This is a genomic window from Dactylosporangium sp. NPDC051087 (assembly GCF_055586325.1).
Map to the genome: position 1 here is coordinate 439,117 of NZ_JBVJIJ010000001.1, position 20,410 is coordinate 459,526.

Below are 20,410 nucleotides of genomic sequence, written 5' to 3' on the forward strand. Positions count from 1 at the left end.
ATTAGTCTGGCTGAGTGGGCCGAATCCTTCTCGCCATCACCCTCGTCGCCTCATCCGTCTTCGCGGTGCCGGTCGCGGCGCAGGCGAGGTCGGACACGTCGCTCTACATCGTGCAGCTGGATGGCGACCCGGCCGGCCGGCAGGAGAGCGCGCGGGCCCCGATCCGGGACAACCGCGCGACCGTGCTCCGGCGGGCCGGCATCCGCGAGACCGTCGCCGAATACGACTCGGCCTTCAACGGCTTCGCGGCGGCCCTGACCCCGGCGCAGAAGGCCCGCGTCGAGCAGACCCCCGGCGTCCGGCACGTGTGGGCCGACGAGCGGCGCACCGTCGACACGATCTCCACCCCCGGCTTCCTGGGCCTGACCGGCCCGGCGGGCGCCTGGGCGAGCCAGTTCGGCGACCCGTCCCGCGCCGGCGAGGGCATCATCATCGGCGTCATCGACACCGGCTTCTGGCCGGAGAACCCGAGCCTCGCCGCGCTCCCCGAGCCCCGCCCCGACCAGGCGGTCATCGACAAGAAGTGGAACACCGGCGGCGACAAGTGCGACGAGGGCACCGGCACCGCCCAGCAGCGGATCACCTGCAACAACAAGGTCATCGGCGCCCGCTTCTACGACGGCAGCGGCTTCGGCGGCTGGGAGTCGGAGTTCCACTCGCCGCGCGACTACGACGGGCACGGCACCCACACCGCGACCACCGCCGGCGGCCTGCACGACATCCCCGCCACCATCAACGGCGACGCCGTCGGCAACGTCTCCGGCATGGCACCAGCCGCCCGCATCGCCGTCTACAAGGCGCTGTGGCGGCAGGCCGACGGCGACGGCTCCGGCGGCACCGCCGACCTGCTCGACGCCGTCGACGACGCGGTCAGCGACGGCGTCGACGTCATCAACTACTCCGTCTCCGGCTCCGAGTCGCTGATCGTCGACCCGATCGAGCTGGCCTTCTACAACGCGGCCGCGGCCGGCGTCTTCATCGCCACCTCCGCCGGCAACAGCGGCCCCGACCCGTCGACCGTCGCGCACAACGCGCCCTGGGTGACCACCGTCGCCGCCAGCTCCCACGACCGCGGCGCCGACAAGTCGGTGACCCTCGGCAACGGCAAGACCTACCAGGGCGCCGGCCAGGGACCCGCGGTGCCGTCCGCGCCCCTCGTCGACTCCGTCACCGCCGGCCTCAAGACCGCCGAGGCGGACAAGGTCGAGCTCTGCTACCCGGGCGCGCTCGACCCCGCACTGGTCAAGGGCAAGATCGTGCTCTGCAAACGCGGCGTCAACCCGCGGACCGACAAGAGCATCGCCGTCCGCGACGCCGGCGGGATCGGCATGATCCTCTACAACGCCGACGAGAACTCCCTCAACGCCGACTACCACGTCGTGCCCACGGTCCACGTCGACCACGTCGCCGGGGCCGCGATCAAGGCGTACGTGCGCGGGACGAAACCGACCGCCGCGCTGTCCGCGGTGTCGAAGGTGGTGCCGCGCGCCCCCGCGATGGCCGCCTTCTCCTCCGCCGGGCCCGCCCTCGCCGGCGGCGGCGACCTCATCAAGCCCGACATCACCGCACCCGGCGTCGACATCGTCGCCGGCGTCTCCCCGGCCGGGCACCACGGCAACCTGTACGACGGCGAATCCGGCACCTCGATGTCCAGCCCGCACATCGCCGGCATCGCCGCCCTGATCCGCGCCGCGCACCCCACCTGGTCGCCGTCCGCGGTCCAGTCGGCGCTCATGACGACCGCGAGCGTCTTCGACAACAGCGACGGCATGATCCAGCGCGCCGGGAAGATCGCCGGCCCGTTCGACTACGGCGCCGGACACGTCGCCCCCGCCCGCGCCTTCGACCCCGGCCTCGTCTACGAGTCGGGCCCGCAGGACTGGGCCCGCTACGCGTGCGGCCTCGGCCAGCTCCAGCTGGTCAGTGACTGGTGCGCCACCGTCGGCGAGGCCGACCCCAGCGACCTCAACTACCCGTCGATCGCCGTCGCCGCGCTGCCGGGGACGCAGACGGTCACCCGTACCGTCACCAACGTCTCCGACCAGCCCAGCGTCTACGTCGCCTCGGTCACCCAGCCGCAGGGCCTCGCCGTCACCGTCAGCCCCAGCACCATGACCGTCGGCGCCGGCCAGACCGCCACCTTCAAGGTCACCATCAGGCGCACCGACGGCGCCTTCCGCACCTGGACCTTCGGCTCACTGACCTGGACCGACCTGCGCGGGCACACCGTGCGCAGCCCCATCGGCGCCCGTCCCGTCGCGCTCGCCGGCCCCGGCGAGGTCACCGGCTCCGGCGCGGCCGGCAGCACCACGATCGACCTCACCGGCGGGTACACCGGCAACGTCACGACGAAGCTGTTCGGCCTCACCGCCTCGACGGTCAACCAGCAGAACCTCGTCGGCAGCACGGCCGCCTTCGTGCCCACCGCGCCCGCCACCGGCCCCGCCGTCTTCAAGTTCACCGTCACCGTCCCGGCGGGCACCGAGTTCGGCCGCCTCGCGACGTACGCGGCGGACCACGCCCCGGGCACCGACGTCGACCTCTACGTCTACCAGGACGGCGAACTCGTGGGCCGCAGCGACGGCACCACCGCCGACGAGGAGGTCGCGCTCACGTCACTCGGCGTTTTCGACGTGTACGTGGTGCGCTTCAACGCACCGGCCGCCGCCGACGGGCAACCGGTGAAGGCGCACACGTTCCTCGTCGGTGCCGCTCCGGCCGGCAACTACACCGTGACGCCGTCGGTCGCCCCTGTGAAGCCCGTCCAGAAGGTCACCTTCACCGCCGCCTGGAAGGGCCTGGACCCGGCGAAGCGCTACCTGGGCATGGTCGAGTTCGGCGACGGCACCGCGGCTCGGGCCTGGACCACGATCGCCATCGGCAAGCAGCCCGCCGGGCCGGCTCTTTCCTCCGGGCCCTCTTTCGGGGCCTTGCCCTCCGGGGCTCGTGGGGCACTGCCTTCCGGGGCTCGGGCTTCGGCTTTTGCCGGCACGGACCTGCGGCGGTGATGCCGGTCGTGGCCTCGGGTGTCCGTGGCCTCGGGTGTCCGTGGCTTGGGCGTCCGGGGCCTCGGGGTCAGTCCTCGGCGGCTTGGGTCAGCAGGCCTGACCTGCGGCGGTAGTAGCGGGTGGCACGCATCGCGATGGCCTCGGTCGACCTGACCGCGGCGACCGCGCCGAGCACCGGCCCGATGCCGGGCACCGCCCTGCGGGCGACCTTGACCCCCACGGCCTGCAACAGCCCGCCGCCGATCGTCCGCCCCAGCGGACCCGCGAGTCTCGACACCCCGACCCCGGGCCCGGCCCGCCGCGACCGCTGCGCCTGCTCCGCCGCCATGATGGCGGCCTCCGCGGTGGCGACCTCGGCGTACACCCGCTGCAGCACCAGCAGCTCAGCCGCCCGCTGCCGATCCAGCGGATCGTGCCCGTGCGCCGCGGCGAGGTGCAGCACCAGCTTCGCGTGCAACCAGTTGACCCCGGCCGCCTCGATCAGCAACCCCAGCGACCCGGCCGCCCCCGCCGCGAACCCCTGCCTCCTGGCCCGCCGCACGAACTCCCGCGTGATCGCCCTGGACACCGCGTCCCCGCCGGCCCCGGGATAGTTCAGCGCATACCACTCGACCCGCTGCCGGGCCCCTTCCCCGAGCCTCGCCACGGCGGCCAGGGCGAGCAGCTCCGGCAGGTACGCGGGATTGATCCCCCGCCCCTCCGCCTCGACCACCCCGAGGTCGGTCGGGTCAGCCTCGCCCACCGTGACCGGCCCCTCCTCCGCCACCTCGACAGGCGTCGTCGTGGCGGCCGCCGCGCCGGCGGGCTCCGTCTGAGCGACGGGTTCTGCCTGAGCTACGGGTGTGGGCTCCGCCTCCGCGGCGGGTGTGGGCTCCGCCTGCGTGGCGGGTTCTGCCTGAGCGACGGGCTCCGCCTCTGCGGCGGGTGTGGGCTCCGCCTGCGTGGCGGGTTCTGCCTGAGCAACGGGCTCCGCCTCCGCGGCGGGCGCTGTCTGGGTGGCGGGGATCGCTTGAGTCGTGGGGTCCGTCGGCGCTGTGGGCTTCGGGAAGAGGACCTCTTGGGTCGAGGTCGCCTTGACGGCCGCCTTCTTCGCGGCGGCGGCCTTCGTCGCCGGGGCCTTCTTGGCCGGAGCCTTCTTCACCGGGGCGCTCTTCGCGGGAACAGCCTTCGCCACCGGCTCGACCTCCGCCGGGGGCTCGACGACCGGTGTGGGTGCCTTCTTCGCGGGTGCCTTCTTCGCTGTTGCCTTCTTGGCCACCTTCTTGGCCGGAGCGACCACCTCTGCGGGAGCGACCGTCTCTGCCGGCGGGACCGCCGCTGCGGGAGTCACCACGTCTGCCGGAGTCACCACCGTCGGCGGGGCCACTGGCTCGATGGCTGCCGGTGGCGCGGGCTGCCGAGCCGCTGGAACGTTCTTCGCCGCTGCCCTCGTCACAGGCGTCGCCGCCTTCTTCACGGGCGCCGCCTTTGCCGTGGGCGCTGCCTTCGTCACAGGTGCTGCCTTGGTCGCGGGCGCTGTCTTTGCCGTGGGCGCCGCATTGCTCACCGGCGGGGGCGCCTGCACGGGTGTGGGCTTCGTCGCTGGAGCCGCCTTCAGCGCGGGTGGTGGCCCGGCGGGTGCTGCCTTCTTGACGGGTGCGGGAGCCGGCGGCGGGGTGAAGGGGGTGACCGGCTTGGCCGCCGGGCGCGGGGAGCGGGGTTGCGGTGCCGCCTGACGGTCGGTCTCCGGGACCGGCGGCGGGGCACCGAACGGGGTGGTCGCCGGGCGTGGCGAAGCGGCCGCCGGCGGCGGCGTGTCCGCGGCGGTCTCCTGCGGCGGAGGTTCGAAGCGCAGGGAAGTGTCGCCGAGGACCCGAGGACGGGAAGGGGTCTCGTTGGAAGCCGGAGGCTCGGTGGACTTGGGATCCTCTTCCATTCGCAAGAGCGTAATGCGCCTGCGGGTTTGGCACCTGTCGTGCGACCGGCGGGACCGCCGGACGGGGGCGACGCGCCGGGGGTACACCCACTTTGCCCGGTCCTTCGCTGTCCCTGTATCCTCGGACGGCGGCTCCTGGTGACAGGGGTTGTTGGAGGCTTCGCCTAGTTCGGTCTATGGCGCCGCACTGCTAATGCGGTTTGGGTTTTAAAGCCCATCCCGGGTTCGAATCCCGGAGCCTCCGCGTAAGACCCGCAAAACCTGGTGTGTACACTAGGCGAGCACCGAGCGCCCGTAGCTCAACGGATAGAGCATCTGACTACGGATCAGAAGGTTAGGGGTTCGAGTCCCTTCGGGCGCGCAACATCAAGAGGCGGTTGGGCTGCGGAAACGCAGGTCAACCGCCTCTTTTCCGTAGGAACCCCACCCGGACTCGCCGGCGCGGCTTCGCCACCCGCAGCCCGAGCCTCAGGGCTCAGGTCTGTGCCGCACGGCCCGTCTTGGCCACCCACGTCCCGCTGAGTGCGACCAGAAGCACGACGGCGGCAAGGATCCAGGCGAGCCAGGAAGGACCGTCAGGGCGGACCACGGTCCACGCGACGATCAAGGACCCGATCACCGCGACCGTCAAGACCACCAGATAGCCGACGCCGGCAGCGCCGGCCGGGACGGGCAGCGAAGTTCCCGAGGCCTTCGCCGCGATACGGCTGATCACTCCCACGAGCAGGGCGGCAGCGACGAGAAAAATGCCCGCGATCTGTTGCGGCAGGAGGGCGGCTGCCACGACCGCGGCGCCCGCGATGAATCCGGTTGTCGCGTAATACCACCACGGAACGACGATCTGGCGGTCAGTCCCAATCGACCGGACGACCGGTTCTTGTTCTTCCGCTGAGGCCGGTCCCATAGCCACAGGTCAACACGTGGCCTCATGCCATGTCAATGCCGCACCTCCCGGGGACGGGCGCACGGAACGCAACCGGCCAGGCCGGCTCGCCCGCGGCCCGGCCCCGGGGCGAGCCCGCAGGGGGCTTGCGAAAACGGCTCGCCCGGTCGGAATAGAATTCAGGAGGTCAGGGGTTCGAATCCCTTCGCGCTTACGGCAGAAGAGGCCCCCCACCGCAGGTGGGGGGCCTCTTCTATTTGAGTCGGTGACGGAAGAGTGGGCGATCGTGGCGAGTGAGACAGACAACGACTGGGTCGACCGGTTCGCGGACGAGGTCATCGCGGCATCGGAGCGCCGGGCGCCGGGGAAGCCCGTGGTCTGCGCGTCGGGGCTGAGCCCGTCGGGTCCGGTCCACCTCGGCAACCTTCGTGAGGTGATGACGCCGCACCTGGTCGCGGACGAGATCCGGCGGCGCGGGCACGACGTGGTGCACATCATCTCGTGGGACGACTACGACCGGTTCCGCAAGGTGCCGGCCGGGATCGACCCGTCGTGGGCCCAGCACATCGGCAAGCCCCTTTCGGGCGTACCGGCGCCGCAGGGAAGCCCGCACGCGAACTGGGCCGAGCACTTCAAGGCCGCGATGATCGAGTCGCTCAAGGAGCTCGGCGTCGAATACCGGGGCATCAGCCAGACGGAGATGTACACGTCCGGCGCCTACCGCGAGCAGATCCTCCTCGCCATGCGCGAGCGCGCCAAGATCGATGCCGTTCTCGACCGGTACCGGACGAAGAAGAAGGCGGCCAAGGAGGTCAGCGCCGAGGAGGCCGAGGCCGCCGAGGGTTCCGGCGCCGCGAGCGAGGACGACGGCACCGCCGCGACCGGGTACTACCCGTACAAGCCCTACTGCGGCGGCTGCGGCACCGACCTCACCACCGTCGTGGCCTACGACGACGACACGACCGAGCTGACCTACACGTGCGTGTGCGGGTTCACCGAGAGCGTCCTGCTGTCGGAGTTCAACCGGGGCAAGCTGGTGTGGAAGGTCGACTGGCCGATGCGCTGGGCGTATGAGGGAGTGATCTTCGAGCCGTCCGGCGTCGACCACTCGTCGCCCGGGTCGTCGTTCCAGGTCGGCGGGCAGATCGTGACCGAGGTGTTCGACGGCGAGCAGCCGATCGGCCCGATGTACGCGTTCGTCGGCATCAGCGGCATGGCGAAGATGAGCAGCTCCCGCGGCGCCGTGCCGACCCCGGCCGACGCGCTGGAGATCATGGAGGCGCCGCTGCTGCGCTGGCTGTACGCCCGGCGCCGGCCCAACCAGTCGTTCCAGGTCGCGTTCGACCAGGAGATCCAGCGTATCTACGACGAGTGGGACGCGCTGGAGAAGCGGTTCACCACCGACGCCGCCGGGCCCGCCGACCGTTCGGCCTACCTGCGGGCGTCGCGGACGGCGACCGTCGAGCTGCCCCGCACGCCGCGCCCGGTGCCGTACCGGACGCTCGCCTCGATCGTCGACATCACCACCGGTCAGGCGGAGCAGACCCTGCGCATCCTGCGGGACCTCGACGCCGAGCAGCCGATCACGTCGCTCGACGAGGTCCGGCCGCGCCTGGACCGGGCGCAGCACTGGGTGAACACGCAGGTGCCGGCCGAGTCGCGGACGAAGGTGCGCGACGAGCCGGACAAGGCGATGCTCGACTCGCTGACCGACGAGCAGCGCGAGTCGCTGCGCCTGCTGCTCGACGGCCTGGACGACCACTGGTCCCTCGACGGCCTGACGACGCTGCTGTACGGCGTGCCGAAGATGATGGCGGGCCTGCCGATGGACACCAAGCCGACGCAGGAGCTGAAGGTCGCCCAGCGCGGGTTCTTCGCCCTGCTGTATCACCTGCTGGTCGGCCGCGACACCGGCCCGCGCCTGCCCACCCTGCTCCTCGCCGTCGGCGCCGACCGCGTCCGGGCCCTGCTCAGCTGACCCGGAAGCACCCGACCACCGGTTCCCGGCGACTCGCCGGGGCCGGTCGGTCCGGTTGGCTTTCGCGTCACAGCAGCGCCGGGATCGCGGAGAAGGCGTTGTCCGGGTCGTAGGTGCGCTTGGCGGCCATCAGCCGGGCGAGGTTGCCGGCGTACGAGTCGCGGGCCCGCTCGTCGTCGTCCGGGCCGACCAGGTTCGGGTAGGCGCCGGGCAGCGCGACCGGCTCGAGGGCCTCGACGACCGAGTCGGCCCACGCGCGGTGCCGGTCGGCGGGGTCGCCCGGCGGGAAGACCGCGATCACCTCGACGGGATGGTGCGGCCGGCGGTTCGCGAACGCGGTCGCGCCCGGGTCGACCCGCGCGGCGGCGCCGTGGAAGTGGTTGACGACCAGCGTCGAGAACGGTGAGGTGAGCGCGGCCGCGGCCGTGCTGAGCGCCCCGGCGGCGGCCGGCGACACGTCCGGGAGCCAGCGGCTGCGCAGCAGGTAGTGGTTGCCGCCGGCGATGCTGGCGTCGAACATGCTCAGCGCCGCCGCGTACGGCAGCACACCCACCTGGTCGACGAACGGGTGCCCGAGCGACCGCAGCCGGGCGATCTGCCGCTCCCCTTCGGCGACGTCGGCGCCGGACCAGAACGGGCACAGGAACGGCATCGGCCCGTCCGGCCCCGGCAGGAACCCGGTCATGACGGTCAGCTCGTCGGGGCCGCCGGCGACGACCTCCGCATAGCCGGCGAGGACCGCGGCGGCCTCGGGGAACGGGAACAGCAGCATGCCCGCGAGCACGGTCGGCTGCTCGTACAGGCGGAACCGCAGCCCGGTGACGACCCCGAAGTTGCATCCGCCGCCGCGCAGCGCCCACCACAGCTCAGGGTCGCCGTCCGGTCCGGCGGTCACGGTGCTGCCGTCGGCGAGGACCACCTCGGCGCCGAGCAGGTTGTCCAGGGCGAGCCCGTAGCGGCCGATCAGCGGCCCGTACCCACCGGCGGTGGTCAGCCCGGCCATGCCGACGCCGCCGACGACGCCGGTGGCGGTGACCATGCCGTACGGGCCGGCCGCCGCGAGCAGGTCGGTGGCCGTCGCGCCGCCCTGGACGGTGACGGTGCGCCCCGACGGGTCGGCCGCCGCCCGGCGCATCCCGGTCAGGTCGACGACCAGCCCGCCGTCGCGCAGCGCCCGCCCGGCCCAGTCGTGCCCGCCGGCCCGCACCGACAGCGGCAGCCCGGCCTCCCGCGCCGCCCTGACCGCCGCGCCGACCTCGGCCGCGTCGGTGCACCGTGCGATCACCGCCGGCCGCCGGTCGACGGCCGCGTTCCACACCCGCCGGCCCGCGTCGTAGCCGACGTCGTCCGGCACGAGCAGCCGCTCCCCGAGCAGTGGCCGAAGCCTTGCGACAGCGGTCCCGATCCCGGACACACCGATGGCGGTCATTGCGCCTCCCAGGGTTTGCGATGTCCGGCGACGGTATCTCTGAGTGACGCTCGGTGCCGTCACGAACACGACCCGCTGCGATTGAACCGCCGGGCCGGCCGATCCGTGCGACCACGGCCGCCGGGGGGTCAGTCGCCGTTCATGGCGGCACCGCCGCCGGTGTCCAGGCGGCGGCGCCGCGACCAGGGGACACGGCCGAAACTTTCAGAAACGGTGATGGGCCCACCGCGAGGATCGCGATGGGCCCACCGTGGTGGTGCCGGGGCGTTACGCCGCCGGGTAGTCCGCCAGGTAGATCGGCACGCCGATCATGCTGGTGTCGGCCGGGTTGCCCACGCCGTTGACGACGTGGTTGATGACGCCGGCGCTCAGGTTGACCGTCATGATGTGGTGCAGCTTGACGCCCGGGGTGCTCGGGACCTCGAAGCCGTTCTCGGTCTGGATCGACGGGTTGTTCTGGTTGAAGACGTACACGCCCGCGCCGTACAGGTTGTGGGTCTTCACCTTGTTGTTGACCTTGTAACCGGCGTAGCCCTTGACGCTGCCGTTCATCCAGTCGGCCTGCGTCGGCGGGTCGTAGGGCAGCTCGTTCTGGTACAGGACCGTCGTGCCGCGCTCGCCGTTCCAGACGGTGTTGTACTTCTGGAAGTGCTCGACGAAGAGGCCGGTCGCGGTCACGTTGTCGCCGTTGATGACGGCGCCGTAGCGGCCGGTGTTGGTGACCCAGCGCTGGTTGTCGCCGTTGACGCCGCCGGTGAAGCCCTCGACGCCGTGGTCACCGCGCCACACCCAGGTGTGGTCGATGAGCACGTTGTCGCTGTTGACCTCGAGCGCGGTGTCGGTCTTGCCGATGTGCGGGCCGCCGACGCGGAAGTACACGTCGGACAGCGTGGTCGGGTTCTTCGGGTCGCTGATGCGCAGCCAGTTGTGCTCGCGGCCGACACGCAGCAGGACGTCGGACTCCTTGAGGCCGGCGTCGATGGTGACACCGGCGACGACGATGCCCGGGACGTCGGCGATCTCCAGCGGGGTCGCGCCGTTGACCGCGGTCAGCGTGGCGTGGCCGATGCCGAGGACCACCTGGTTGGGCCAGCGGACCTGGATGCTGTTGGCGACGTCGTACACGCCGGGGGTCAGCAGCAGGTGCTTGCCGGTGAGCAGCGCCAGGTTGATCTTCGCGATCGAGTCGCCCGGCTTGGCGACGTAGAAGTCCGACAGCGGGATGTTGCGGCCCGCGGTCTGGCCGTTCGCCCAGGAGATGCCGCTGGTGCCCTTCGCGGCGCTCGGCACGCGGACCTGGTACCTGCCCTTGGCGTCCACGAAGAGGTACGGCTTCTCCCGGCTGAGCGGGGTCTGCGCGAGAGTGGTGTACGGCGGGTTCGGGAACGCCGAGTCGTCCGGGGCGCCGACGACGCCCGAGAAGACCTGGTTCCACACGCCGTTGGACCAGTTGTCGACCTGGCTGTTACGGGTCAGCCACTGCTGCTGCGAGCCGTTGACGATCGTCCCGGCCTTCGAGTCGGCGATGAAGCCGCCGCTGGCGTACTGCGGGCCGGCGGTGCAGTAGTCCATCAGCGACAGGTTGCCGCCGGTGACGTTGAGCCGGCGCAGCGAGACGGCCTGCGACACGGCCCAGAAGTTGGCCGAGCCGCGGCAGCCGTCCTGGCCCTTGCCGTTGACGTTGATCGACAGGTTGGACAGCGTGCGCCAGAAGTTGACCAGCGCGAGGCAGTTGCTGGTGCCGCCGTTCTCGAGGCAGCGGTTGTACACCTCGACCTTGCCGTTGATGACGACGTCGTTGGGGGACGCGCCCAGACCGGCGATCTCGGTGTAGTAGCCGACCTTGAACTGCAGCGGCTGGTCGGCCGTGCCGTACGTGCCGGGCTTGAAGTAGTACGCGTAGCGGGCGGTGCCCATCTCGTTGTCGACCTGCTTGGCGTAGGTCGCGTCGAGCTTGGCCTGGATCTCGCTGACCGGCGTGCTCGGGTCGAACACGGTGACGTTGGGGCCCAGGTCCTGCGAGCCGCCCTGCGACGGGTGGGCGCCGGCCGCCGTCCCCATCGTGGCGGTGGCGGTCGTCAGCGCAACGCCGAGCACGAATGCCCTGCCGATGTTGCGCCGGCTGTACCACCGCCTCACGGAATGCTCGGACTGGATCGTCATAGGGGTGCGTCCTCTCGATCGTGCGGGCGGGTGAGGTACACGGTGATGGGGTGTAGGAGGAGCTCGCGGTCCTCGCCGGGCGCCACGTGAGAGCGCTCTCTCCAGCGTGTTGTTTCTACCGTGTAAATCCGCCGTGCGCTACGTTCTCGCGCCCCCGATTTCGCCGAAACCGCGCTCCGGGCATGCGAAATACGGACGTTTCCGCGCGATCCATCCGGGGATACTTCGGCGGACACGGTTGTGAAAGCGCTCCAACGCACAGGGTGAGGCGGAGGGTGATTCTTCTGTTCACCCTGCTCGGACGGGATCGGTCGGCGCTGATGCCCGTTACGTTCGCTGCATGTCTCCGGTCCTGGTCCGCCCTTATGTGCGCGTCATCGCGCACCACCAGATACCGCCGCCCGCGCACCTGAACAACACGCCGGTCGCAGCGCGGCCCGTGCCGCCGGAATACCATCCGCGGCATTCCTGGATGACCTTCGTGAACCCGGCATCACCGCCCGCGCCGCGGTCGCGCCGGCACGTGTCGCCGTCGCGCCGCAGAGCGTCGGCCCTGCGCCGGGGGATCTCCCCGTCCCGGCGCGAGACCCCCGTGTCGCGTCGCGAGGCCACGCTGCCGGGGCGCGGGATCTCCCCGTCCCGGCGCAGGGTGCAGTGGCGGCGGAGGGCCCGGTCGCGGCACCATCCGGCGGTCGCCTGGACCGTGCTTGTCATGACGCTGTCCATGACGGGACTCGCGCTGGTCGCCGGCGACCGGGCCGCCACGTCCGCGCCGTCCGGCGAACCCGCCGCCCCCGCGGCACCCGTCGTCGCCGCCGAGGCGGGCCGCCTGCAGACCGCGCTGGTGCCGGCGCCGGGAGAGGCCGGCCTCGCGCCGGCCTCGGCGCCGGCCGCCGCCGCGTCTGTGGTGGTCGCCGGTCCGCTGGTCGGCCCGTCGGGTCTCTGCCTGGACGCGCGTGCCGGCGTGCAGCTGCGCCGCTGCACCGGCGGGGAAAGCCAGATCTGGACCGCGCCGGCCGACGGCACCCTGCGCACCGCGGGCCGCTGCCTGCAACCGGTCTCCGGTCGCCTCAGCCTGGTCCGCTGCACCGGCTCCGCCGCGCAGCAGTGGTACACGACCGGCGGCACGCTGGTCGCCCGCGCGTCGAAGCAGTGCCTGACCGGTCGCGGAGACCGGCTGATCCTGACCCGCTGCGCGGGTGGCACCAGCCAGCGCTGGCAGCTCCCTTAAGACACCGCGCGGCCGCTGTTCGCCGGGCTTCCCTTGGCGGAGCGGCCGCCGTGGCACGAGAAAGGGCCGGCGCCCCGTCGAGCGTCGCCACCATGCCGATCACGACGGCGCGGTCAGCAGCCCGCCGTCCCACCACAGGGTGCCGGCCGGCCCTGCTCCCGTACACGATGAACGGCCGCACGAGTGGCGGCACCAGGGCGCCGACCGCCCCGTTGTGCCGGCCTTGACGGGCGGCGATCACGACGCCGGTGAGAACCCCGAACAGAACCGCGGCGCTGCACACGCCGCCCGGCGCGAACCGCGACACGAGCCGTGCCGCCGGGCCCGTAGCGGCGCCGGCGCGGTGCTCTGCGGCCACGCGGCCGGGGGTGCGCGAATGCGTGGCGGGCGGACGGGATGTCGAAGCTGACCGCTGCCCGGGCGGGGCGCCCACGGTCAGCGGCCCGCGAAAGACGATCTCACGCCTGCGCATGCGTGGAATCGTGCCGCCGGCGCGCCCCGCCGTGGTATTCCCGGCAATGCGCCGCTGAGCTGGGAAGACACGGACCCCGTGCTGCGGATCGGGCGGATCGCGGCGCCTGGGGCGAACGTCCTCACTAGCACGTCCAGGGCCTTGGCCACCTGTCAAAAGGCCTTATTACCCAATTTGCTCCGAAAAGTACAGGACCGCCATACATTGCTAGGAGATGGCGCGTCGGCACCGTAGCTGGCGCCTCGCAACGGGGGGTTGGACGCAATGATTCAAGTGAGCAAACCGCGCGACCGCCGGGCAGGGCCCAGACGCGGCCTGCTCGGCTCGGCGGCTGTTTTGACGATGACCGCGAGCTCCCTCTTGGTGGCGCAACCGGTCTGGGCAGCAAACCTCGCGTCCCTGACGGCGGTGTCCGCTGCGGGCAACGAGCGGCTGACCGTCACCGTGACCCCGAACACCACCACGCCCGACGACGCCACCAGCTACGTGGTCAGCGCGGACGGACCGGACGCCGGCTCCGCGGCCGACGCGACGTGCACCGTCATGTCGGCGGCCGGCGGTCCGTGCGACGTCATGGGTCTGGTCGCCGGCACGACGTACACCGTCACCGTCGCCGCGGCCGGCGGTGGCACGACGGTCACCGGCACGGCGACTGGCGTGATGGTGCCGCTGCTGAGCCCGCCCACCATCGGCACCCCGGTCGCCACCGGCGTGAGCGGCGAGGTCAACGTGGTGTGGACGGGCGTGGCGAACACCCTCGCCACCATCGCCAACTACACCGCGACGGCCTACCTCGGTGGCGCCACGACGGGCAAGACCTGCACGAGCCCGACCAACGCGCTGAGCAACAGCTGCAAGATCTCCGGCCTGACCAACGGCACGGAGTACACGTTCAAGGTCGTGGCGAACGGCGCCAACTCGATCCCGAACTCCGCGGCCAGCAGCGCCAGCGTCGGCGCGACCCCGGGCATCGGCCCCGAGGCGCCGACCGGCGTGGTCGCCAGCGTCACCGCCGCCGGTGTGCCGACGGTGTCGTGGGAAGCGTCGCCCACTGCCGGCGTCACGTACACGGTCGCCGCGTACAAGGAAGGCGTCGCGATCCCCGGCATCACGTGCCCCGTCACCGCCGGATCGATGGCGACGACCTGTGGCGGCACTGCGGTCGCGGCCGGCTTCTCGTACGAGTTCAAGGTCACCGCGGTCAAGGACGGGCTCAGCTCGACCACCGGTGACTCGGGCCCGATCTACATCCTGGGCACGGTCAACCCGCCCACCGACGTCACCGTCACCGGTGGCGACACCGAGGCCACGCTGACCTGGGTCGCGCCCGCCTCGGGCAGTACGGTCACCAAGTACCGGGCGGCCGCGACGGCCGGCGGTGTCTCCAAGGTCTGCGTCACCGACAAGCTGACCTGCACGATCACCGGCCTGACCAACGCGACGGTCTACTCCACTGGCGTTCAGGCCATCAACGCCAACGGCACGCAGGCGACCTCCGCCACCTCCACGCCCACGACGGTGACCCCCGCCGTGGTGCCGAAGCCGGCCCCGGTCGTCGTCACGCCGCCGGCCGACGATGACATCACCGCGACCTCGGCGACCATCGCCTGGACCGCGGCCGCCCCCGTCGGTGGTGCCGCCGTCGTGTACTACGTCGCGACCGCGACCCCGTCCGACCCGGCGGCTGCCGCTGCCGCGGCCCTGAGCTGCACGGCGGTCGCTCCGGCCGTCACCTGCACCATCAACGGCCTCGCGGCCGGCACCGCGTACGACGTCAAGGTCGTCGCCTACGCCAGCGCCACGGCGTTCAGCACCGCGGCCGCCACCACGATCACCACCGCCGCCGCCGCTCCCGGCACCGACGGTGCGATGAAGGGCCCGATCGTCAACAACCACGACGGTCTGGCGCAGATCTTCGCCCGTGGCGGCGACAACAACCTCTACACCAGCGTCCAGGCCGCCAACGGCACCTGGGGCGCCTGGACCAACCTGAGCGGCCTGATCTACAGCGAGCCCGTCGCGGTCAAGAACGCCAACGGCTGGCTCACGGTCTTCGCCATCGGTGGCGACCACTCGATCTGGTCCCGGACGCAGAAGGCCGACGGATCGTTCAACTGGTGGACCCGCCTAGGCAGCGAGCGCTACGCCTCGAAGATCGAGACGGCGCAGAACGCCAACGGCACCATCGCGGTCTTCATCAAGGGCACGGACGGCAACCTGTACTCGAACTGGCAGACCGACGCCGCCGACCCGACCCAGTGGAGCGGCTGGACCAACCTCAGCGGCCTGATCTACAGCGAGCCCACCGCCTTCACCCGGGCGGACGGGATCATGGAGGTCTTCGCCGTCGGTGGTGACGGCCAGGTCTGGCACCGCGTCCAGTCCGCGCCGAACTCCGGCACCTGGAACTGGTGGTCGCACGTTTCCTGAACCACCGCACCACGAGTAGCGGCGAACGCCCCGGGGCCCTCCCCCGGGGCGTTCGTCTGCCCGCAACCCGGGCATGATCGGACCATGCGCGTCACGACCCTCGGGGAGCTGGCCGTCGACGGCCGGCCCGTGAAGGGCGCCCGGCTGGCCGCGGTGGTGCGCTCGCTCGTCGACGCGCGCGGCAGGGCGGTGTCCGTCGGCGCGCTCGTCGACGCCGTCTGGGCCGCGGACCCGCCGGACGACGCGCCCGGCGCGGTGCAGGCGCTGGTGTCCCGCGCCCGGCGGCTGGGGCTGCCCGTGACCGCGGCGCCCGGCGGATATCTGCTGCCCGCCGACGCGGTCGAGGTCGACGCCGTCGTGGCGAGGACACTGCTGGACCGCGGGCGCCGGGCGCTCGACGGCGGCGACCACGAGCAGGCGCGCGAAGCGGCCCGGCGGGCCCGGGCGCTCTTCCCCGAGGTGCCCGACGCCGCCACGAAACTGCTCGCGGACGTCGCCGCGCTCGCCGCGGAGGCCGCGCTCGCCGCCGGCCGGCCCGCCGACGAGACCGACCTGCGCCGACTGGTCGCACACCAGCCGCCGCACGAGCCGTCGGCGGTGCTGCTGGTCCGGGTCCTCGCCGCGCAGGGCCGCGACGCCGAGGCCCTCGACGTGGTCGAGCGGCTGCGCGCCGCGCTCGCCGACGACTACGGCGCCGACCTGTCCGCGCCGGTCGCGGCCGTCCACGTGGCGCTGCTGCGGGGCGAGCTCACCCCGCGGCCCGAGCCGAGGACCACGCTGCCGGCGGGCTGGCGACGCGCGATGACCGCCCTGGTCGGCCGCGAGGACGACGTGACGGCCGTGCTCGCCGCCCTCGGCGCCGCGCCCCTCGTCACCGTCGTCGCCTCGGGCGGCGCCGGCAAGACGCGGCTCGCCGCCGAGGTCGCCCGCCGGGCCGTGGCCGCCGGGCGGGCCGTCCACGTCGTCGAGCTCGCCGGCCTGCGCACCTCCGCGGAGGTGGTCCCCGCGGTGCTGGCCGCGGTCGGTGCCGCGGACCCCGGTGCGGCCCGGGCGGAGTGGCGGGGGCTCGGCGCCGAGGAGCGGCTCCGGCTGGCGGTACCGGAGCTGCACGGGCTCGTCGTGCTCGACAACTGCGAACACGTCCTGGAAGGCGCGGCCGACGCCGTCGCGGAACTGTTCGCCGCGCCGGACCTCGCCGTCCTCGCCACCAGCCGGGCGCCGCTGAGCCTGCCCGGCGAGGTCGTGCACCGGCTCGGGACGCTGCCCGACGCCGCCGCGCTCGACCTCATCGACGCGCGGATCCGGGCCGGCGGGGCGACCCCGGGCGACCCGGAGCGCACCCTGGAGCTGTGCCACCGGCTCGACAACCTCCCGCTCGCGCTGGAGCTCGCCGCGGCCCGGCTGCGGCACATGCCGATCGACGACGTCCTCGCCGGCCTCGCCGACCGGTTCGGGCTGCTCGACGACGCGCTGCGCGGCCTGCCGGACCGGCACGCGAGCCTGTGGGCGATGGTCGACTGGAGCCGCGAACTGCTCGGCGACCCCGACCGGGAGCTGCTGGAGCGGCTGGCGGTGATCCCGGCGCCGTTCACCGCCGCGCTCGCCGGGGCGGTCGCCGGCGGCCGGGACGTCCGCCGCGGGCTGGCGACGCTGGTCGAGCAGTCACTGCTGTCCCTGGCCGCCGGTGAGGACGGCGCACCGCGGTACCGGATGCTGGAGACGGTCCGCGAATACGGCGAGGTCCGGCTCGACGGCGCGGGCACCCGCGACGCGGCGATGGCCGGCCTGGTGCGCTGGGCGGCGGAGCTGACCGCGCGGCTCGGCGCGGACTTCCGCGGCCCGGCCCAGCTGCCGGCCTTCCGGCAGGCCGCCGTCGAACAGGACAACCTGGTCGCGGCCCTGCGCTGGGCGCTGCTGCGCGAGGACGACGGCGCGACGGTCGACATCATGATGGCGCTCGCGCACCTGTGGACGGTCCGCGGGCTGCACCAGGAGGTGGTCACCTGGGCGCTGCTGGTGTTCCGGGCCACCGACCCGGCGGCCCGGCGGCGCTCGGCGCTGCTGCACGCCGGCCCGGCCGTCGACGCCGAACGCGCCACCTGGCTGTGCCTGTTCACCGGGCTCAACGCGTTCGTCGACGACTCGTCCCGCATGTTCGCGCTGGTACTGCACACGCTGCGGTCCCTCGCGGCCCGGCGCGCCGAGGTGTCCGCACGGGCGTGGACGCTCGCCTCGGCGCTGCGGGCACTCGGCTCGCCGGACCTCGACGCGGCCGTGGACGCCGCCGGGGAACTGGTCGCCGATCCCGACCCGTACGTGCAGGGCTTCGGGCTCTTCTTCCGGGCCATCATCAACGAGAACCGCGGCGCGCTCGCCGAGTCCGTCGCCGACGCGACGCGCGCCTACCGGCGGTTCGAGGAGGTCGGCGACCACTGGGGGATGGGGTCGGCGGCGCAGAGCATCGGCACCCGCGGCGGGCCCGGCGCGCACGAGTGGCTGCGGCACAGCGAGCGGCACATGGACCTGCTCGGCGCCGAGCTCGACCTGGGCGCGATCCGGGTCATGCTGGACGCGCGGGCGGCGTTCGAGGGCGACGACGCCGCGGTCGGCCGGCTCCTGGCGGTGACCCGCTCGCCGGACGCGCAGGACTCGGACATCGGCCTGGCGTACCTCGTGCTCGGCCAGCTCGCGCTGTCCCGCGGCGACCTGCCCGGGGCGGCGGCGCACGCGGCGCGGGTCCTGGCCGTCGTCGAGGGATCCACCGTCGGGGTGGTGCAGGTGCGGGTGCTGTACCGCAGCGCCGTCGCCGTCGTGTTCCTGCGGATGGGCGCCGCGGACCGAGCCGCCCAGCTGCTGCTGCAGGCGCGCGACGAGGCGCTGTCCGCCTACGACATCCCGGTCGTCGGGGCCTGGGCCCTGGCCGGCGGGGCGCTCGCCGCGCACCGCGGCGACCCCGCGGCCGGCGAGCTGTGGACGATCGGGCTGCGCATCGGCGGCAACGCCGAGCACCTGTTCCCCGACGGCACCGGGGTCCTCGAGCCGGTCGCGGACCGCTGGAAATGGCACGAGCGGCCGGTGACCGAGGCCACCGACCGCATCCGCGTGCTCATGTCAGACCTTCTTGCGGTAGGCGGCGAGCGCTAGTGGCATGAACACCACCACGAAGCCGGCGCACCAGGCGAGCGTCCACCACACGTGGTTGCCGACCGGCGTGCCGAGGAACAGCCCGCGCATCGACTCGACCAGGTGCGTCAGCGGGTTGACCTTCACGAACCCCTGCATCCAGCCCGGCAGCGTCATCGTGCCGACGAACACGTTGGAGGCGAACGTCAGCGGCATCATCACCAGGAAGCCGATGCCCTGCACCGCGCCGGACGTGCGCACGAGCATCCCGACGAAGACCAGCGCCCAGCTCAGGCACAGCCCGAACAGCACCGCCAGCAGCGCGCCGGCCACCGCGTGCAGCGGGTTCGCGTGGATGCGGAAGCCCATCAGGTACGCGAAGCCGAACGTCGAGATGGTGACGATGACGTACCGGACGACATCGCCGAGCACCGCGCCGATGAGCGGTGCCGAACGGGCGATCGGCAGCGACCGGAACCGGTCGAAGATGCCCTTCTCCAGGTCGCTGTTGAGGTTGACGCCGATCGAGATGGCGCCCATCGCGACCGTCTGGGCGAGGATGCCCGGCATCAGGAACTGCAGGTACTGGTGCGTGCCGCCGGCGACCGCGCCACCGAAGATGTAGACGAAGATGAGCAGGAACAGCGCCGGCTGCACGGTGACGTCGATCAGCGCCTCCGGCGTCCGCCACGTCTTGATCAGGCTGCGTTTCGTGAGCTCCAGCGAGTGGCGTACGAGCCGCAGCGGCTTGAACTGGCTCTTGAGCTGAGGCTGCAGGGCGATGGCGGTCATGCGTTGACTTCTTCCAGGTTGCTGGGGCGGCCGGTCAGGGTGAAGAAGACCTCGTCGAGGCTGGGCAGGTGCAGGGAGAGCTCGGTGACGGCGATCCCCGCCGTGGCGAGCCGGGCGACGGCCTCGGTGAGCGCCTCGTCGCCGCTGACCGGCACCGACAGGACACCCTTGCGGGCCTGCTCGGCCGGCTGCTGCCCGGTCGCGACCGACGCGAGGATCAGCCCGGTCTTCTCCAGGTCCGCGGGGTCCGCGGGGCGCACCTCGAGGGTCTGCCCGCCGACCTTGCGCTTGAGCTGCTCGGGCGTGTCGTTGGCGATGACCCGCCCGTGGTCGATGACGGTGATCTCGTCGGCGAGCGCCTCGGCCTCCTCCAGGTACTGCGTGGTCAGCAGCACCGTCGAGCCGTCCCGGACCAGGGTCCGCACGACGCCCCACATGTCCTCGCGCTTCGACGGGTCCAGCCCGGTCGTCGGCTCGTCCAGGAAGATCACGTCCGGCCGCCCCACCAGGCTCGCGGCCAGGTCGAGCCGCCGGCGCATGCCACCGGAGTAGGTCTTCGCGGGCCGGTCCGCGGCCCCGGTCAGGTCGAACCATTCGAGCAGCTCCCTGGCGCGCTCCTTCGCGTCCCGCTTGCGCAGGTCGAGCAGCGTGCCGAAGAGCACCAGGTTCTGCCGGCCGGTCAGGTCCTCGTCGACACTGGCGTACTGACCGGTCAGCCCGATCCGGGACCGGACCTTCTCGGCGTCGCGGACCACGTCGAAGCCCGCGATGCGGGCCCGCCCGGCGTCCGGCCGCAGCAGCGTCGACAGGATGCGCACGGCGGTCGTCTTGCCGGCGCCGTTGGGCCCGAGCACGCCGTGCACGGTGCCCCGGGGGACCTTGAGGTCGACGCCCTGCAGCGCCCTCGTCTCCCCGAACCGTTTGACGAGGCCCTCGGCCTCGACCATCAGATCTGTCATGCGACCACCGTGCGCGCCCCCGCTGAC

Annotated in this window: 11 protein-coding genes and 2 tRNA genes; 7 read left to right on the top strand and 6 right to left on the bottom strand. The window is 72.6% G+C overall.

What is annotated here, in order from left to right; genetic code table 11:
- Positions 1-14: 14 nt before the first annotated feature.
- Positions 15-3,008: a S8 family peptidase gene (locus ACZ6TV_RS02055; protein ID WP_465294339.1), complete on the top strand. Its 2,994-nt coding sequence runs from the start codon at positions 15-17 to the stop codon at positions 3,006-3,008.
- Between the two features lie 67 nt (positions 3,009-3,075).
- On the opposite strand, the gene ACZ6TV_RS02060 is transcribed toward ACZ6TV_RS02055, so the two are convergent.
- Entirely contained in the window at positions 3,076-4,338 is a 1,263-nt protein-coding gene (locus tag ACZ6TV_RS02060; protein ID WP_465294341.1) for a hypothetical protein, read from the bottom strand.
- 738 nt (positions 4,339-5,076) lie between these two features.
- On the opposite strand from ACZ6TV_RS02060, the gene ACZ6TV_RS02065 reads away from it, so the two are divergent.
- Positions 5,077-5,167 (top strand) — tRNA-Ser (locus ACZ6TV_RS02065).
- Between the two features lie 44 nt (positions 5,168-5,211).
- Positions 5,212-5,284 (top strand) — tRNA-Arg (locus tag ACZ6TV_RS02070).
- A 114-nt stretch (positions 5,285-5,398) separates the two neighbouring features.
- Here the strand turns inward: ACZ6TV_RS02070 and ACZ6TV_RS02075 are convergent.
- The gene (locus ACZ6TV_RS02075) at positions 5,399-5,827 is read right to left on the bottom strand and encodes a hypothetical protein (RefSeq protein ID WP_465294343.1); all 429 of its coding nucleotides are present in this window, start codon (positions 5,825-5,827) and stop codon (positions 5,399-5,401) included.
- A gap of 265 nt (positions 5,828-6,092) precedes the next feature.
- On the opposite strand from ACZ6TV_RS02075, the gene lysS reads away from it, so the two are divergent.
- A complete protein-coding gene (gene lysS / locus ACZ6TV_RS02080) occupies positions 6,093-7,784 on the top strand; it encodes a lysine--tRNA ligase (protein WP_465294345.1) in 1,692 nt (563 codons plus the stop codon).
- A 67-nt stretch (positions 7,785-7,851) separates the two neighbouring features.
- On the opposite strand, the gene ACZ6TV_RS02085 is transcribed toward lysS, so the two are convergent.
- Positions 7,852-9,213: an FAD-binding oxidoreductase gene (locus ACZ6TV_RS02085; protein WP_465294347.1), complete on the bottom strand. Its 1,362-nt coding sequence runs from the start codon at positions 9,211-9,213 to the stop codon at positions 7,852-7,854.
- A gap of 267 nt (positions 9,214-9,480) precedes the next feature.
- Positions 9,481-11,352 carry an adenylyl cyclase gene (locus ACZ6TV_RS02090; protein WP_465294349.1) on the bottom strand — a complete coding sequence of 624 codons (1,872 nt, stop codon included), beginning with the start codon at positions 11,350-11,352 and terminating at the stop codon, positions 9,481-9,483.
- A 736-nt stretch (positions 11,353-12,088) separates the two neighbouring features.
- Here ACZ6TV_RS02090 and ACZ6TV_RS02095 point away from each other — a divergent pair.
- The 3 genes from ACZ6TV_RS02095 to ACZ6TV_RS02105 all read left to right on the top strand — a co-directional run bounded on the left by ACZ6TV_RS02095 (position 12,089) and on the right by ACZ6TV_RS02105 (position 18,653).
- The gene (locus tag ACZ6TV_RS02095) at positions 12,089-12,607 is read left to right on the top strand and encodes a ricin-type beta-trefoil lectin domain protein (RefSeq protein ID WP_465294351.1); all 519 of its coding nucleotides are present in this window, start codon (positions 12,089-12,091) and stop codon (positions 12,605-12,607) included.
- Between the two features lie 835 nt (positions 12,608-13,442).
- A complete protein-coding gene (locus tag ACZ6TV_RS02100) occupies positions 13,443-15,509 on the top strand; it encodes a DUF8189 domain-containing protein (RefSeq protein ID WP_465294353.1) in 2,067 nt (688 codons plus the stop codon).
- A gap of 84 nt (positions 15,510-15,593) precedes the next feature.
- Entirely contained in the window at positions 15,594-18,653 is a 3,060-nt protein-coding gene (locus ACZ6TV_RS02105; RefSeq protein WP_465294355.1) for an ATP-binding protein, read from the top strand.
- On the opposite strand, the gene ACZ6TV_RS02110 is transcribed toward ACZ6TV_RS02105, so the two are convergent.
- Together ACZ6TV_RS02110 and ACZ6TV_RS02115 are read right to left on the bottom strand one after the other, a co-directional pair.
- Positions 18,621-19,424 carry an ABC transporter permease gene (locus ACZ6TV_RS02110; RefSeq protein ID WP_465294357.1) on the bottom strand — a complete coding sequence of 268 codons (804 nt, stop codon included), beginning with the start codon at positions 19,422-19,424 and terminating at the stop codon, positions 18,621-18,623. The two genes, ACZ6TV_RS02105 and ACZ6TV_RS02110, sit on opposite strands and share 33 nt — an antisense overlap.
- Entirely contained in the window at positions 19,421-20,383 is a 963-nt protein-coding gene (locus tag ACZ6TV_RS02115) for an ATP-binding cassette domain-containing protein (protein WP_465294359.1), read from the bottom strand. Before ACZ6TV_RS02115 ends, ACZ6TV_RS02110 begins: the two co-directional genes overlap by 4 nt.
- Positions 20,384-20,410 lie beyond the last annotated feature (27 nt).

Bases quoted from the DNA above. Each gene is read 5' to 3' on its own strand.
- ACZ6TV_RS02110 (WP_465294357.1), bottom strand. From the start codon at position 19,424: ATGACCGCCATCGCCCTGCAGCCTCAGCTCAAGAGCCAGTTCAAGCCG.
- ACZ6TV_RS02095 (WP_465294351.1), top strand. From the start codon at position 12,089: ATGACGCTGTCCATGACGGGACTCGCGCTGGTCGCCGGCGACCGGGCC.
- ACZ6TV_RS02115 (WP_465294359.1), bottom strand. From the start codon at position 20,383: ATGACAGATCTGATGGTCGAGGCCGAGGGCCTCGTCAAACGGTTCGGG.
- ACZ6TV_RS02085 (WP_465294347.1), bottom strand. From the start codon at position 9,213: ATGACCGCCATCGGTGTGTCCGGGATCGGGACCGCTGTCGCAAGGCTT.
- ACZ6TV_RS02075 (WP_465294343.1), bottom strand. From the start codon at position 5,827: ATGGGACCGGCCTCAGCGGAAGAACAAGAACCGGTCGTCCGGTCGATT.
- ACZ6TV_RS02105 (WP_465294355.1), top strand. From the start codon at position 15,594: ATGCGCGTCACGACCCTCGGGGAGCTGGCCGTCGACGGCCGGCCCGTG.